General features: G+C 66.4%; 10 protein-coding genes. All 10 read right to left on the bottom strand.

Features of this window, described 5'->3' with window-relative positions; genetic code table 11:
* Positions 1–21: 21 nt before the first annotated feature.
* On the bottom strand, positions 22–1167 hold the full coding sequence (locus G7Y85_RS07685) for an alginate O-acetyltransferase (RefSeq protein WP_166254356.1): 1146 nt from the start codon (positions 1165–1167) through the stop codon (positions 22–24).
* A gap of 15 nt (positions 1168–1182) precedes the next feature.
* Entirely contained in the window at positions 1183–2622 is a 1440-nt protein-coding gene (locus G7Y85_RS07680; protein WP_166254355.1) for an MBOAT family O-acyltransferase, read from the bottom strand.
* A gap of 14 nt (positions 2623–2636) precedes the next feature.
* Positions 2637–4379, bottom strand: a complete 1743-nt coding sequence (algG, locus tag G7Y85_RS07675; protein ID WP_166254353.1) for a mannuronan 5-epimerase AlgG — start codon at positions 4377–4379, stop codon at positions 2637–2639.
* Positions 4370–5824, bottom strand: coding sequence for an alginate export family protein (locus tag G7Y85_RS07670; protein ID WP_166254351.1), 1455 nt, complete (start codon positions 5822–5824; stop codon positions 4370–4372). Before G7Y85_RS07670 ends, algG begins: the two co-directional genes overlap by 10 nt.
* Positions 5821–8166, bottom strand: a complete 2346-nt coding sequence (locus G7Y85_RS07665; RefSeq protein WP_166254349.1) for a hypothetical protein — start codon at positions 8164–8166, stop codon at positions 5821–5823. The genes G7Y85_RS07670 and G7Y85_RS07665 overlap by 4 nt, the downstream gene beginning before the upstream one ends.
* Positions 8163–9398, bottom strand: coding sequence for a PilZ domain-containing protein (locus G7Y85_RS07660; RefSeq protein ID WP_166254347.1), 1236 nt, complete (start codon positions 9396–9398; stop codon positions 8163–8165). Before G7Y85_RS07660 ends, G7Y85_RS07665 begins: the two co-directional genes overlap by 4 nt.
* 51 nt (positions 9399–9449) lie before the next feature.
* Complete coding sequence (locus G7Y85_RS07655; protein ID WP_166254693.1) at positions 9450–10949, bottom strand: glycosyltransferase family 2 protein; 1500 nt, start codon at positions 10947–10949, stop codon at positions 9450–9452.
* Between the two features lie 53 nt (positions 10950–11002).
* On the bottom strand, positions 11003–12313 hold the full coding sequence (locus G7Y85_RS07650; protein ID WP_166254345.1) for a nucleotide sugar dehydrogenase: 1311 nt from the start codon (positions 12311–12313) through the stop codon (positions 11003–11005).
* A 61-nt stretch (positions 12314–12374) separates the two neighbouring features.
* Positions 12375–13799, bottom strand: a complete 1425-nt coding sequence (locus tag G7Y85_RS07645; RefSeq protein ID WP_166254343.1) for a phosphohexomutase domain-containing protein — start codon at positions 13797–13799, stop codon at positions 12375–12377.
* A 10-nt stretch (positions 13800–13809) separates the two neighbouring features.
* A complete protein-coding gene (locus G7Y85_RS07640; protein WP_166254691.1) occupies positions 13810–15261 on the bottom strand; it encodes a mannose-1-phosphate guanylyltransferase/mannose-6-phosphate isomerase in 1452 nt (483 codons plus the stop codon).
* Between the last annotated feature and the right edge of the window lie 73 nt (positions 15262–15334).

Raw genomic sequence — 15334 nt, 5'->3', positions numbered from 1 at the left:
GCTTGCTCCGTGAAGATCAACTCAAAGTCCGGCCGGTCCGTTGGCCGGCGGCTGGGGTGCGGCCGACGCCGACGGGTGCCGGGCGGCTTGCGCCGCGACCGCGAGATAGCGTTCCGGGATTTCCCAGATCACGAGCTGCGGCGGCGCATCCTTGAAATCGCTGCCGGCGAGGTAATCCCGCATCGGCGCGAAAGGGCCGAGTCCATCCCTGGCGTAGCTGGCAACATCCTCGCCGAGCGCTTGCTGCAGCGCGCCGACGAAGTTCCAGTTCGGGTTGGCGCTGTAGCTGGTGCCGACCAGCGCGATGCGCGGCGCGACACCGGCGCCGAGCAGATCGCCGGCGCCGGCGCTCTGCGTATGCGCCGGCACGATCGTCTCGGCCGGCGGCAGCAGCCAGGAAAAGTACGGCGCCAGCGGCAGGAAGTTGAGCAGATCGCCGCGATGCACCTGCGGCGCCGAACGCGTGGTCGTGAACGCCTTCGCGGCATCGGCGGCCGGCAGTTGCCGACGCACGACGGTCGCGATCGCCTGCGCTGCCAGCTGCGCGCCGCGAACCGTCCAGTGCGTATCGGTGCGCAGGAAGCTCGCGCCCTGAGTCTTGCCGTCGCGCAGCGGCGTCAGCAGATCGGCATGGGCGATGCCATCGTGCGTCAGCGCCTGACCGGCCTCCACATAGAGCGCCTGATGCAGCGATGGCGGTGTGCGCCGGCCGAGGTGCTCGGGATAGACGCGGGCCTTCGCCGGGACGATGGCAACCACCAGCTTGACGCCGCTCGCGGCGAGACGATCGTCGACCTCGGCGATCGTCGCCAGATTGCGCGCGACACGCGAGGCCGACTGGTCATCGACCCTGAATTCCTCGTCGGTATACAGCCAGCCGTCGCGGCCGACCACGACGCCGCTGCCCGCTTCATGGAACAGCACGTAATCGATCGCCGCCCACAGACTGATGCCGAAGTTGCGCGCCGGGAAATCGTGGTCGTACTGGGTTTCGAAATCGTGCGCCATGCGCCCGTCGAGCACGGCCTGATCGACTTTCGGTTCGTAGTGGCGCGACTTCACGGCGGCCGCGACCGCGATCGCCAGCACCGCCGCCATGAACAGCAGCGCGTGCAATGCCGGCGTGCGTGCCGCCTGCGCGACCTGATTTTCCCTGGACTCTTTCATCGTTCGTCCTTGAACCTAGAACTGGAAATAGAGGAACGGCGAATAGCTCTGCGCCGACAGCTTCAGGACCGCCAGCAGGAACAGCGGCCAGACCAGCCACTGCGCCGCGCTCATCGCGCGCAGGCGCGCGGCGCGGATCGGCGGCCGCGGGGCGGCCGCGGTCTCCTGATGCACCATCGCGCCACGCACGATCAGCACGACGATCGCGACCGCCATCGTCGTCAGCTGCAGCTGCGTGATCGAGCTGGCGTAGACGTCGGAGAAACCGGCGCCGTCGAAGCGGAACATGGCGGCGTAGAAATCGATCGCCGTGCCGACGTTCTCGGCGCGGAACATGACCCAGCCGAGCACGACGAACAGCAAGGTCGGCGCCCAGCGCCAGACGCGAAAACCTTCGACCTTCGCCTTCACGCCGAGCACGCGCTCGACGCAGAGGATCGCGCCGTGCCAGGCACCCCACAACAGGAAGGTCCAGTTGGCGCCATGCCAGAGGCCGCCGAGCAGCATCGTCAGGAACAGGTTGCGGTAGGTTTTCGCCGTGCCGCCGCGATTGCCGCCCAGCGAGATGTAGAGATAGTCGCGCAACCAGCTCGACAGGCTCATGTGCCAGCGCCGCCAGAACTCGGTGATGCTCTGGCTGATGTAGGGCTGGTTGAAGTTCTCGACGAAGCGGAAGCCCATCATCAGGCCGAGGCCGATCGCCATGTCGCTGTAGCCGGAAAAGTCGAAATACAGCTGCACCGTGTACGACAGCGCACCGAGCCAGGCATCGGCCGTGGTTGGATTCGCCAGCGCGAAGGCGTGGCTGACCAGCGGCGCGATCGAGTCGGCGATGAAGACCTTCTTGATGAAGCCCTGCATGAAGCGCAGCGCGCCCTGCCCGAACAGCGTGACGCTGTGCTCGCGGTGCTCGAACTGGTCGGCGAGATCCTTGTAGCGGAACACCGGCCCGGCGATCAGGTGCGGGAACAGCGCGATGAAGGTCGCGAAGTCGACCGGATGTTCGGTGGCTTCGACGTCACCGCGGTAGACGTCGCTGATGTAGCTGATCGACTCGAAGATGTAGAACGAAATGCCGATCGGCAGGATCACGTGCTCGAACGCGAACGGCTGCAGACCGATACCTTGCAGCAGGGCATCGAGGCTGCCGACGCCGAAGTTCGCGTACTTGAAGTACCCGAGTGTCGCCAGATCGACGACGACGCCGGCGACCAGCCAGCGCTTCGCCGTCGGCGTGCCGCGCCCATTGCGGGCGATGCCCATGCCGACGAGGTAGTTCCACACCGTGACGGCGGCGAACAGCGCGAGAAAGTCGATCCGCCACCAGGCGTAGAACGCGTAACTGCCGATCAGCACGACGTAGTTGCGCAGGCGACCACGATCCGGCGTCAGGTAGTAGATCGCCAGGAACATCGGCAGGAACAGGAACAGGAAGACATTCGATGAAAAGACCATTTTTCTGACGCTCCCTATTTCGCGCTGGCCACGGTGGCGTCGGCGGGCCGCAGGATCACGGCCTTCTTCTGCCGCATCAGCACGTCGAGCACCTGTTCCTGGTGCTTGCCGAGAATGCCGGTGAACTTGATGCCGAGCTGGCGCTGCGGGGCGCGCATGTCGACGTCGTACAACTCCAGGCTAAGCGGCTGGTCGATACCGACCGGACTGGAACCGTTGGAGATCAGCTGGCCGCCGACGACCGTCATCGAAATCCGCTCGTGGAACGGATCGAGCCGCAGGTTGCGGCCGGTGCCGGCGAGATTCTTGATGTGACCGTAGATGCCGGACAGGCCGTTGCCGATCGCGACATTGCCGTACAGGCGCAGATTGGTGCTGTTGCGCACACGAATGCCGTGGCGGCGGTTGGCACTGACGAGGTTCTGCCAGATCAACGTCTTCGGACTTTCGTAGATCGTGATGCCGTCGGCGTGATTGCGGTAGACGCGATTGTGGGCGACGACATTGTTGATGCTGTTGCGGTCGACGACGATGCCGGAGAGATTGTTGTCGTAGGCTTGGTTGTCGATGATCCAGCTGTCGTCGACTTCGCGCGACACGATGATGCCGTGCTTTTCCCTGGTGTCATGCGCCTTGTTCTCGGCGATGATCAGCCGCCGCGAACGATCGTGCGGATCGATGCCGTACTTGATGTTGTCGTGATAGTCATTGCCGCGGATCACGACATCCTCAGCCTCGTAGCAGTAGAAACCATACCAGTTGTCGTAGAACTCCGAATCGATCAGCCAGCCGGTGGGATTCGGCCGGTTCATCTTCGGCGCCAGCGACGGCGAGAACTGCGAGATCGACACGCCGTAGGACTTCGACGCGGCGTAGCCGAGATCGGCGACCACGCTCTTGATGATGTAGGTCTGCGAGCCGCCCCAGGACACCATGAACGGCCGGAAGCGATGCTTGTCGATGAAGGTCGAAGGCGCGTTCTTCGCCTCGTCCCAGCCACGCAGGCGCGCGCCGGTGATGAACAGCTTGCCCTCGTTGACGAGAAACGCGCCGCGGTTGATGGACAGACGGAAGTCCGAAACCGAATCGTCGATGTGCAGGGTCGCGTCCGGTCGCACGTCGATCGGCAGACGCGCGACGAACACGCCCCTGGCGGTCTGCTGGAAGTACTCGCGCGGAACCTGTTGCGCGATGTCGCGCGGCGTCATGTAGCCGTGGACGAAGATCACCTTGGGCAGCGACTTCTGGCGCGCCGCCCAGTCGCGCATGCGCTCGTCGCGCCCCATGAAACTCCTGAACGAAAGCTCGTCGAGCATGCTGCGCACTTCGGCATGGCCGTGCGGCGATTTGCGGATCTTGGCGATCGCATTGGCTGCCGTGTAGCGGCTCAGGTCCGGCAGCTCGGGCGGATCGAGTTTCAACGACGCACCGCTGGTGACATCGACCACGTACGGCCGCTTCGCCGCGTCGGCGAGCATGCGATCGTCCTCGGCGTTGTCGTCCTGATCGGAACCGTCGGTCTGATAGCGCTCGCCGGGATCGTCGCTGTCGGCGTCGATCATTTCATCGTCGGCATCGGCATTGTCGTGGCCGTTGTCGGTGCTGTTGTCGATGCTGGGGCCGCTCGGTACCCGGGGCACGGCGATCGCCGGCTCGTCGGGCGCGGCGTCGCCGTCGAGCTGTGCCGCGGCGATGCCGCTGAGCAGCGCGCAAAGCAGCGCCGCCAGCCAGACGCCGGCTTGCGGCCTCAATACCACGCGGTGAACTCCAGCACGACGCGATACTCGTTCTTCGCATCGTTTCCGTAGGCATCGCCGGGTTTGAACCAGGAGCCGCGCAGACGGATCGAACTGTCGCCGCTGTCGTCCGGCGTATACGCGGTCGCGGTACCCGCACCGGTGATGTCGAAGTAGCGCGTCAGCACCAGATCGACGCCCTGACCGAGATCGTGCGAGGCCACGGTCGGCGACACGCGCAGGCTGTCGCTGACGATCGGGGCGTCCGCGTCGGGGCGGCGCAGCTTGTTGTAGATCAGGCTCGCATCCCAGGCGCCGGCGTCGGCCGACAGGAAGGCCGTCGCGGCCTGCAGGTTCCCCAGTTCGGGGCGCAGCGCATCGTTGTAGCGATAGATCTGCGTGCGCGTGCCGGTGAAACGCGAGTAGTTGCTCTGCAGGCCGGTCTGTTCGTACTGCTGCTCGCCGTTGCCGTCGCCCTCGCTGTACGCGTACGCGACGCCGGCCTGCACCGGACCGCCGAGGCGCACGCGCAGTCCGGCGTCGCCGGCCCAGGCCTTGAGATCGTCGTGCACCTGCGCGCTCGCAAGCTCGCTGGTCTCGCCACTGACGGGATCGACCGTCGGCGTGACTTCGAGTCGGTCGCGGCTGCCGGTCAGATAGCTCGCCGACAGCCAGTACGACACCGACTGCAGTTGCTGCCAGTCATACGGATGGTTGTCGACGTGCGCGTTGATCCAGGTCTGCTGGCCCTTGCTCAGGCGTCGCCCGGTCTCGACCGTGTCGCCGACCGCCTGCAGATGATTGTCGTCGTCGGCATGGACGACGCGAAAGCCGATCTGCTGGCGCGCCGCCCAGTCCCAGGCCAGGCTGCCGAAGCTGTAGGTACGATGGTCCTGATTCGCCGGCAGTTCGACATCGTCCGTGCGGTAGGTGTCGGACTGGCGCGCCACGCCAAGATCGGCATCGAGCAGGGTGGTGTCGAAGATCCAGCGCACGGCATCGATGTCTTCATCGAAAAACTCCGCGTCGTCGTTGCGCAGACGCTGGCGGCCGATGCGCAGCGCCTCGCCGGGATAGCTGGTCAGGCCGCCGTATTCGAACCAGGCTTCGTCCAGGCCGACGAAGGCCTGCTTGCTGGCGCTCTGGTTGTTGTCGTCCTGCCCCGACTGCAGCAGGCTGCCGGTCGGCGCATAGCCGCGGATTCGCAGGAACGCCGCCCAGTCGGGCGAGAACTGCAGATGCAGCCATGGCGTTGTATCGATATAGCCCTCGCGCGTGTCCTTCGCATCCTGCAGACCGAGATCGCGGCCGCCGTCGGCGACACCGGCGAGCGTCGCTTTCAGACGCCAGTCGGCTTCGACGGCATGCGCCGCCAGCGGTGTGGACAGACCGAAAGCCGCGGCGATCGCCAGCGACAGGGTGTTGCGGGGCAGGCTCGTCGTCGAGCGGCCGGATCTTGTTTTCATGAGGGATCACCGGAACGCGAAGGATCGGGAACGCCGGGCTGCGTTGCCGGCGTCTGCAGCGGTACGGTGTATTCGATCGCCTGCACCGGCTCGGTCACCGTTGATGAAGGCGTGGCGGCAGTCTGCGACGACGACTCCAGCAGCTTGCGCAAGGCCGGATCGTCCGACGCGCGATGCGACAGATGCAGCGGTGCCTGCGGCGTCGCCGGCGGCGTGGCGAACCGCGCGCTCAACTTCAAGGCCAGCGCGTCGCGAGCGGCGGTCGCGGGCGGTGTGGCGGACGGAACCGGCGGCGTCGGCGCAGCCTCGGACACGGCAGCGTCGACACCCGACGGTGGCGTAGCAGGCGTGGTCGTGGCGATGTCCGGCACGGCATCGGCGTCGGACGCCGGAATCGTCTGCGCTTCGCGCGACGCACGGTCCACCGGCGCCGTCGCGGCCGGCGACGACGGCGCCGGGTCCACTGCTGCGGAGGTCGCAGCGGCGGCGGGCACAGCGGGGACCGCCGGAGTATCGCTGGCCGCGCTCGCGTCGACCGCTTCGTTGTCGATCGCGGGATCGACTGCGTCGCCACCACGGCCCGTCGCGGGATCGACGTTCGCGACGGCGGCGCCGTCGACCGCCGCGTCGTCGGCTGCGGGATCGATGCCATGCTGGCGCGCGATCGCCGCCGCTTCGGCGAGCATGGTCTTCGGGATCTGGTAGGCCGACGGTCGCACCGCGAGTTCGGCGCTGTACATCTGATCGACGCTGGCCAGCTGCTCGGCCGGCAGCAGTGCGGCGATCTGTCGTTCGAGCTGCGCGGCCGACGCACTGCCCTCGTGCGCGCCGAGCCGCGCAAATACGTCGGCGTTGCGCAGGTTCGGGCACAGACCCTTGCCGTTGACGAACAGGCGCGCGAGCGCGCCGTCGGCCGCGGCATCGCCGCGCCGCGCCGACCACATCAGGTATTGCGCGGCGAGCAAGGGCCGGCTCTCGTCGAGATAGCCGTACTGGTACAGGCGGCCGAGGTAGTAATGGCCCTTGAGCGCGGTCGCCGGTTGCGCAGCGGCCTGCTGCAGATAACGCAGGGCCTGCTGCGGATCGCGCTGCGTGCGCTCGCCGCCGAGATAGAGCTGCCCGAGATACAGCGACGCCTCGGGCACGCCCTGGGTGGCGCCCCGCTCGAGTCGCGCCTGGACGTCGACGTTCGGCAACAGATACGGATAGCGGGCGACGACACCGGCAGCGAGCACCGCGGCCTCGGTCGGCCCGGCGAACAGCTTGCCGAGCAGCGCATTGGCCATGTCGGCCTGTGCCGGCAACCCACGCGCGGCCGACGCGCCGGTCGTCGTGGCGACCGCAGCGCCATCGGGCGGCGTCAGCACTACGCGCGTGCAGACCTGGCTGCCATCGCCGCGCGCCGCTTGTGCCTGCACGGCGGTGTCGCCGAGTTCGCCTTCGTCTTCGCTGACATCGGAAATCCGGACCGGCGCGCTCGGCGCCGCACCGTCGTCGTCATCGTCGTCACCGGTGTCCAGCGGTGCGACCAGCACGCGTGCCAGCGACGCCAGGGTCGGCGCATCGACACGTCCGTCGGCGTACCGGTCGCCGGCCGCCTTGACCAGCGACTGCAGACGGTCGGCGTGGCCGTCGGCACGCGCGGCACGCGCCAGATCGACGTAGCAGCCCGGCACCTGGTCCACCCAGCGATCGCACAGCGATACGAGCTTGTCGGCATGGCCGTCGTCGCCGCGCGTGCTGCGATACCAGTCGATGATCGCGCCCCGCACGTCCGGCGTGCCGATGCGCTCGGCCTGTGCGACCAGCGCCGCAACCTGGTGATCGGCGTCGCGCCGCGGTTGCTCGCTGTAGAGCCGGATCAGGCCGGCGAGCGCAGCCGGGTCGTGATGGCGCTGCCAGGCGTCGCCGAGCAAGGCCCGGCCCTCGCCGATCGAAGCCTCGTCGTTCTGTCGGACCAGCAGGCGACCCAAAGGCGTTTCGGTGTCGAGCGGGCTGCTGTTGCGTGCGGTGCGCAACCAGCCGATCGCCTCGGCGACGCGTTCAGGCGTGCCGAGTTCGGCGTACAGACTGGCGAGTGCGATCTGCGCCTCGACGTAACCCCGCTCGGCGAGCGGCTTCAGATCGGCTTCCGCATCATCGAGCCGGCCCTCGATGGCGGCCTGCCTGCCGCGCGCCAGATCCGGCAGGCCTTCGGCGTGTTCGACCAGTGCACCCTCACCCTGCTTGTCGCGATGATTGCCGTAGGCGTAAGCGTCGTAGCGCACGCCGAAAACCAGCGCGGCAACCGCCAGCGACACCAGGCCGCGCGACGGCAGCCGCGATGGCGTGCGCCGGTTCATGCCGGCTGCACCTCGCGGGCCAGACGATCGCCGAGGTGCGACAGCTTGCTCCAGATCAGCGTCTGACCGCCGAGCTGGACCTCGACCGGACGATCGATCAGCGACGGATCGAGTGCGCGTATCGGCTCGATCGTGACGATCACGTCGGCAACCGAGCCCTGATTGTTGAGGCCACGCGCATCACTGCTGGTGCTCGATTCGGCACCGGCCGCCGACAACAGCCGCACATCCTTGACCTTGCCGTAGCGTTCGCCACCCTCGCCGGAAATCGTGAACGCGACGGTCTTGCCGATCGGCAGATCGTCGATGTTGTCGAAACGGAAGCGCGCCAGCACATACGGTCGCGCGTCGGCCGGCACCAGCTCGAACAGCGGCTGGCCGCGATTCGCATACTGACCGTCGGCCGAAAACTGCTGCTGGACCTTGCAGTCGCAGGGGCTGCTCAAGGTGCCCTTGAGCTGGTCGCCCATCAGCTGCGAAAGCTGCTCCGGCGACAGGTGCAGCGAACCGATGTCGGTCTGCACGACATCGAGCATCGCGGCCTGGAAGGAGCCGAGCGGCTGGCCCTTCTTGACGATGCCGTCCGGCGGCACGAGGCTGAAGAACGTACCGTCGCGGGGCATGACCACCGAATAGCTCGGTGCCGCGATCTTCGCTGCCGACGCGCGCGTGACGAACGCCATCGCATACAGCTTGCCGATCGCATAGAAGAACGCGAGCAGGCCAAGGGCGAACATCGCGACCGTCATCGTCAGCGCGCGGGCGCGGGCCTTGCCGCTCAGGCTGCTGCTGGCCGGCTGGGTCTGCCGCGCCTTGGTGAAGTTGTCGCGTGACAGTGCCGTGATGACATCGCCGGTCGCGACCAGTTCGCCGGCCAGCGTGCCGCCGATCACCTGCCGCAGCACGGCGATCTCGCGTGCACCGAGGTTCTGGAACATCGCGCCGACGCGCTTGCCGTCGGCGCTGACATTGCGGATCTGGAAGCTCACCGGCAGAACGAAAGCGACCGGAGCGATCGTGAACGACAGACGCGCCCGATAGACATCGTTCGTCGCAAAGCGGGCCTTGTCGCTGACGACGAAGCTCAGGCCGCCGGCCGACAGATCCTGCAGCGCATAGCGATGTTCGCCGGCGGATTGCGCCACGTGCACGAGACCCGGCACGCGTACGCGCGGATGCTGGCGCTGCGCCTCGGCTTCGTGCACGACATTGGGAGAGCTACCGTCATCCATGGCTGGTTCCTTCGGAAAAAGTTGCGGGGCTTGCGGAGAACGTCATGGCGGTCAGAGCTCCACCATCGACAGCACGACGGCCGCGAACACGCTGATCGCGGCGAACATCAGCAGGTGCGAGGACCACCAGTTGAAGCGGGTCTGAAAGCCGTCGCCGCTGGTGGCAAGCCGGGTCTTCTGCCGCGTCCACGACTGCTGGTCGAGCCGGAACGAGACGTGAATCTTCACGATCGAGCCGACGATCTGGTTGTAGTACAGAAGCAGAGGGAACGCCGGCCCGATCGGATGGCCGGACAGCAGCAGCAACCAGCTCATCAGCAGGCGGGTCATGCCGACCCACAGCGCGAAACTGACCAGGAACATGATGCTGCCGAACTTGATGCTGGCGGCGATCGCCAGCGCCAGGCCGAGCAGGCCGGTCCACATCAGGATGCGCTGGTCGAGCAGCACGTAGTAGGTGAACCAGCCCAGCCGCGACGGTCCGAGAGCAAGCGCACGACCGTTCTGGCGCAGGGAGTTGCCGTACCAGCGGAACATCAGCTGGCGGCTGGCCTTGATGAAGCTGCGATGCGGCGGATGCTCGACCGTGCTGATCGCCGCGTCCGGTACATACCAGGTGTCCCAGCCGAGCCGCATCAGGCTGAACCAGCTCGACTTGTCGTCGCCGGTCAGAAACTTGAAACGGCCCAGCCGCCAGTGGTCCAGGGCGTCGTTCTGCACGTCGTCGATGAAGCACGGATCGGTGACGATGCCGACGCGGAACAGCGACATGCGGCCGGTCAGCGTCAGCACCCGGCGCGTCAGGGCCATCGAGCACATGTTGAGGTGACGCTGGGCGAAGCGCAGCTTGTGCCACTCGCTCATCACATGGCTGCCCTCCACCTTGCAGAACTCGTTGGTGGTCAGACCGCCGACACCGGGCATCAGCCTGAAGAACGGCGCGGTCCGGCTGACGACACCGGGTTCCAGCAGGGTGTCGCCATCGATGACCGCGACCACTGCATCCGGGTCCGGCATGTCGCGCGAGATCGCACGGAAACCCTGGGCAAGGCCGTCGCGCTTGCCGGTGCCCGGGATGCGGACGATCTTCAGACGCATGTGCGCCGGCGGTGCCAGGCGCCGCCACAGCTCGAGCACGATGCGCTCGTCGCTCATTTCGACGATCGAAGCGACCACCGTGCATGGCCAGCCGCAGCGCATGCCTTCGCTGATCGTCGCGCGGTAGACCTCGGCGGTGGTCTGCGCGTCGATGCGGAAACTCGTGATCATCAGGTACACATGCGACGGCGCCGCGGCGTCGCCGAGCGCCTCCACTTCGCGACGCAGGCGCGGATATTCGCGATGCAGGAACAACATGCCGCGCACGAAGTGGATGGCACGCAGCGAATAGCGCCAGATGCCGAGTGCGCCGATCGCCAGCACGTAGTTCGCCGAGCCGGGCTGGAACGCGTCGGCCGGCAACAGCAGGGCGATCCACACCAGCGCGGTGGCATACATCAGCCAGCCGGCCAGATCGAGGCCGCGCGGCCGGTCTTCCGGGGCACGCGGCATCGCATGGACAGCATCGCCGGCGGACGCGAACGCACTCATCGTCAGTGCCCGGCCTACCAGCAGATGCCCTGCATGTCGTCGGTCGACGGATGCGGCATGAAGCCGACCAGATCGACGACCTTGCGCTCGTCGCGCGAGCCGTTGACGTACTTCTCGAAGCTGCGATCGCGCAGTCCGAGCACCAGCACTTCGGAGCCGTCGATCACTTCCTGCAGATCCGGCTTGAGCAAGGACGAGATATGCGGAATCTTGCCGTTGATGTATTCGCGGTTGGCACCGTGCACGCGCGCGTATTCGACGTTCTTGTCGAAGATCGACAACTCGTAGCCCTTGCCGATCAGCATCTCCGCCAGCTCGACCAGCGGGCTCTCGCGCAGATCGTCGGTCTTCGCCTTGAACGACAGGCCGAGCATGCCGATCTTGCGCTTGCCGAACGACTCGACCAGATCGAAGGCCTTCCTGACCTGCACGCCATTGGTCGTCATCAGGGATTTCAGCAAGGGAATCTCGACGTCCATCTGCGTCGCGCGATAGGTCAGCGCGCGCACGTCCTTGGGCAGGCAGGAACCACCGAACGCGAAGCCCGGCCGCAGGTAGTAATCGGAAAGATTGAGCTTGGAGTCCTGGCAGACCACTTCCATGACCTGCCGGCCGTCGACACCGAGCGACTTGGCGATGTTGCCGATCTCGTTGGCGAACGAGATCTTGGTCGCGTGCCAGACGTTGCACGAATACTTGACCATCTCGGCGACTTCGATCGACTTGCGGATGATGGTCGCCGGCAGGTGCTGATAGAGCGAGGCGAGCAGATCGCCGGAGGCTTTGTCCCACTCGCCGATCACCGTCATCGGCGGATGGTTGTAGTCGTAGATCGCGGTGCTTTCGCGCAGGAATTCCGGATTGACCGCGATGCCGAAATCGACGCCGGCAAGCTTGCCGGATGCCTCCTCCAGCAGCGGCACGACCAGGCCGTTGACGGTGCCCGGCAGCACTGTGCTGCGCACGACGACCGTATGCCTTGCCTTCTTGCGCTTGAGCATGGCACCGATCTCGCGCGTGACCGCTTCGATGTAGCCAAGGTCGAGATCGCCGCTTCGCTTGCTCGGCGTGCCGACGCAGATCATCGACATCTCGGTGCTCTCGATCGCCTCGGCGGTCGCGCTGGTCGCCCGCAGATGCCCCGACTTCACGCCGGCCGCGAGCAGTTCCTCCAGACCGGGCTCGACGATCGGCGACTTGCCGGCGTTGATCAGCCGCACCTTGTCGGCCGATACGTCGACGCCGATCACGGTATGGCCGCGCTCCGCGAAACAGGCCGCGCAGACCGCGCCCACATAACCCATGCCGAAAATGCTGATGTTCATCGTCCGATACCGTTGGTTGTCGAGGGGGAGTTCGCTTCGCTCGGGAAGAATCCCGCGTGTGTCATTCGCTGCCGCCGATGCGCAGCAGCAGCTCGTCGGTCCTGGCGCGCATCAGGGCCTCGTCGCCGCGGCTTTCGACGTTCAGGCGCAGCACCGGCTCGGTGTTCGAGCCGCGCAGATTGAATCGCCAGTCGGCGTACTCGACCGACAGCCCATCGACGGTCTCGATTCGCTGCGCGCCGGGCGCGTAGTGACGCCGGACATCGGCCAGCACCGCGCCGATGTCGGCGACCTTGCGATTGATTTCGCCGCTGGCCGGAAAGCGTCGCTGGCGGTCAGCGACCAGTTCCGAGAGCCGCCGGCCGCTCTGGCTGATCAGCTGCGCAACCAGCAGCCAGGGAATCGTGCCGTTGTCGCAGTACGCGAAGTCACGGAAGTAGTGATGTGCGCTCATCTCGCCGCCGTACACGGCGTTCTCGGCGCGCATCCGTTCCTTGATGAAGGCATGGCCGGTCTTGCTCTGCACCGGCACGCCACCGGCGGCCGTGACCACGTCGATCGTGTTCCAGCTCAGGCGCGGGTCATGGATGATCCGGGCGCCGGGCGTACGCGCGAGCATGGCTTCGGCGAGCAGGCCGACGATGTAGTACCCCTCGATGAAGTCGCCGTGCTCGTCGAACAGGAAGCAGCGGTCGAAATCGCCATCCCAAGCGACGCCGAAATCGGCATCCCGGCTGCGCACGAAATCGCGTGTGGCAATGCGGTTGTCCGGCAGCAGCGGGTTGGGAATGCCGTTCGGGAAACGGCCGTCGGGCTCGGCGTGCAGTCGCTCGAAGCGGAACGGCAGATGCGGCTCGATCGCGTCGATGATCAGGCCCGCGCCGCCATTGCCGGGGTTGACCGCGATCTTCAGCGGCTTCAACGCGGCCACATCGACGTAGCCGAGCAGGTGCTGGATGTAGGCCTGCCGGAAACTGCCGGCGACCACCGGCGCCTTGCCGCCGGGCCTGGCGATGGAACGCGCGACGGCCAGCTCGAGTTCGCGCAGGCCGCTGTCACCGGAAATCGGCCGCGCGCCGCGATGCACGAGCTTGAGACCGTTGTACTCGATCGGATTGTGCGAGGCCGTGACCATGATGCCGCCGTCGACACCATCCTGGAACGCCGCGAAATAGACCTCCTCGGTTCCGCACAGGCCGATGTCGATGACTTCGGCGCCGCCGCGGACCAGGCCGAGCGCGAGCGCTTCGGCCAGCATCGGGCTCGATTCGCGGACATCGCGACCGACGGCGACACGGCGTGGCGCGTAACGCGCCGCATATGCAAGGCCGAGCCGGTAGGCGATCGTCTGGTCGAGCTCATCCGGCACCCGGCCGCGGATGTCGTAGGCCTTGAAGCAGGGCACACGCGGGCTGCGCGTCTTCGACGCACGCACCGCGGACCGCCGGTCGCGCACGACCGCACCACTGTCGAGGGGGGCGTTCATCGTTGCACGCTCAGGCCACGGCCTTGGTGGGCGCGTCGCGTGTTTCGCTGCGCCCGTAGGAATCGCTCATGCGCACGATGTCGTCTTCGCCGAGGTAGCAACCGCTCTGCACCTCGATCAGCTCCAGCGGCACCCTGCCCGGGTTCTCCAGACGATGCGTGTTGCCGAGCGGAATGTAGGTCGACTGGTCTTCGGAGATGTAGAAGGTCTTGTCGTTGCAGGTCACCTTGGCGGTGCCGCGCACGACGACCCAGTGTTCGGCGCGATGGAAATGCATCTGCAGGCTGAGCTTCTCGCCCGGCTTCACCAGGATGCGCTTGACCTGGAAGCGCTCGCCGAGGGCGACCGTCTCGTAGAAGCCCCAGGGCCGATAGACGCGGCGATGCGCATTGGCTTCGGTTCGCTTCTTTCGCTTGAGGTTCTGCACGATCTTGCGGACGTCCTGTACGCGATCCTTGTGCGCGACCAGCACCGCGTCATCGGTCTCGACGACGACGTGATCGTCGACGCCGACCATCGCCACCAGTCGTCCGCTCGAATGCACGAGGTTGTTGTGCGCGTCTTCGAGCACGACGTCGCCGCGCGTGCGGTTGTCTTCGGCATCGCTGGCCGGCAGCCGTTCGAGGAAATTCCATGAACCGACGTCGTCCCAGCCGGCATCGAGCGGCACCAGCGCGAGCTGCTCGGTTTTCTCCATCACCGCGTAGTCGATCGACTCGTTTCGACATTCCTTCCAGGCGCGGCCGTCGAGCGCGATCGTGTCGCCTTCGCGCCTGGCCTTCTGCAAGGCTTCGAGCGAGCGGATGTAGGTCTCCGGTTCGAGACGCCGCAGTTCGGCAAGAAAGCGGCCGGAGCGGAACAGGAACATGCCGCCGTTCCAGTAGTGATCGCCCTGCTCGATGAACTGCCGTGCGCGATCGATGGTCGGCTTTTCGACGAAACGCTCGACTTCCTGCGCCCGACTCGCGCCCAGCCGTGAATTCGGCTTGACCTTCAGATAACCGAAACCGGTCTCCGGCCGCGTCGGCCGGATGCCGAAGGTGACGATGTAGCCCTGGCTTGCGGCATCGATCGCCGACTGCACGGCCGCTTCGAACGCGGCCTGATCGCCGATCGCATGATCGGCCGCCATCAGGAAGACGATCGCGTCGGGTCCGAATTCTTCGGCGACGAAATGGGCGGCAACCGCGGCGGCCGGCGCGGTGTTGCGGCCTTCGGGTTCAAGCAGGATCGCCGCGTCGCGAATGCCGGCCTGGCGCAACTGTTCGGCGATCACGAAACGATGCGTGCCCGATCCGATCACGACCGGTGCCGTGGCCTCGTCGATGGTCGTCGTGCGCAGCACCGTCTGCTGGAACAGGCTCTGCTGGCCCAGCAGGGAGAGGAATTGTTTCGGATGCTGCTCGCGCGACAAGGGCCACAGCCGCGTGCCGCTGCCACCGGCCATCAGCACGGGCACCATCAGGCGCGCCTGGGTCATCGGAAAAAGTCGCGGCGGAGTTTTCATCCTTCACCTGTCTGTCATCAGCGCATCG

The sequence above is a fragment of the Solimonas terrae genome (assembly GCF_011067135.1).
Classification (GTDB): Bacteria; Pseudomonadota; Gammaproteobacteria; order Nevskiales; family Nevskiaceae; genus Solimonas; species Solimonas terrae.
This window is presented reverse-complemented; position numbering and strand designations above follow the sequence as displayed.

Excerpts from the sequence above, each read along its gene's own strand:
- G7Y85_RS07680 (WP_166254355.1), bottom strand. The coding sequence starts at position 2,622 with ATGGTCTTTTCATCGAATGTCTTCCTGTTCCTGTTCCTGCCGATGTTC.
- G7Y85_RS07645 (WP_166254343.1), bottom strand. The coding sequence starts at position 13,799 with ATGAACGCCCCCCTCGACAGTGGTGCGGTCGTGCGCGACCGGCGGTCC.
- G7Y85_RS07660 (WP_166254347.1), bottom strand. The coding sequence starts at position 9,398 with ATGGATGACGGTAGCTCTCCCAATGTCGTGCACGAAGCCGAGGCGCAG.
- G7Y85_RS07650 (WP_166254345.1), bottom strand. The coding sequence starts at position 12,313 with ATGAACATCAGCATTTTCGGCATGGGTTATGTGGGCGCGGTCTGCGCG.
- G7Y85_RS07640 (WP_166254691.1), bottom strand. The coding sequence starts at position 15,261 with ATGGTGCCCGTGCTGATGGCCGGTGGCAGCGGCACGCGGCTGTGGCCC.
- G7Y85_RS07670 (WP_166254351.1), bottom strand. The coding sequence starts at position 5,824 with ATGAAAACAAGATCCGGCCGCTCGACGACGAGCCTGCCCCGCAACACC.
- G7Y85_RS07685 (WP_166254356.1), bottom strand. The coding sequence starts at position 1,167 with ATGAAAGAGTCCAGGGAAAATCAGGTCGCGCAGGCGGCACGCACGCCG.
- G7Y85_RS07665 (WP_166254349.1), bottom strand. The coding sequence starts at position 8,166 with ATGAACCGGCGCACGCCATCGCGGCTGCCGTCGCGCGGCCTGGTGTCG.
- G7Y85_RS07655 (WP_166254693.1), bottom strand. The coding sequence starts at position 10,949 with ATGCCGCGTGCCCCGGAAGACCGGCCGCGCGGCCTCGATCTGGCCGGC.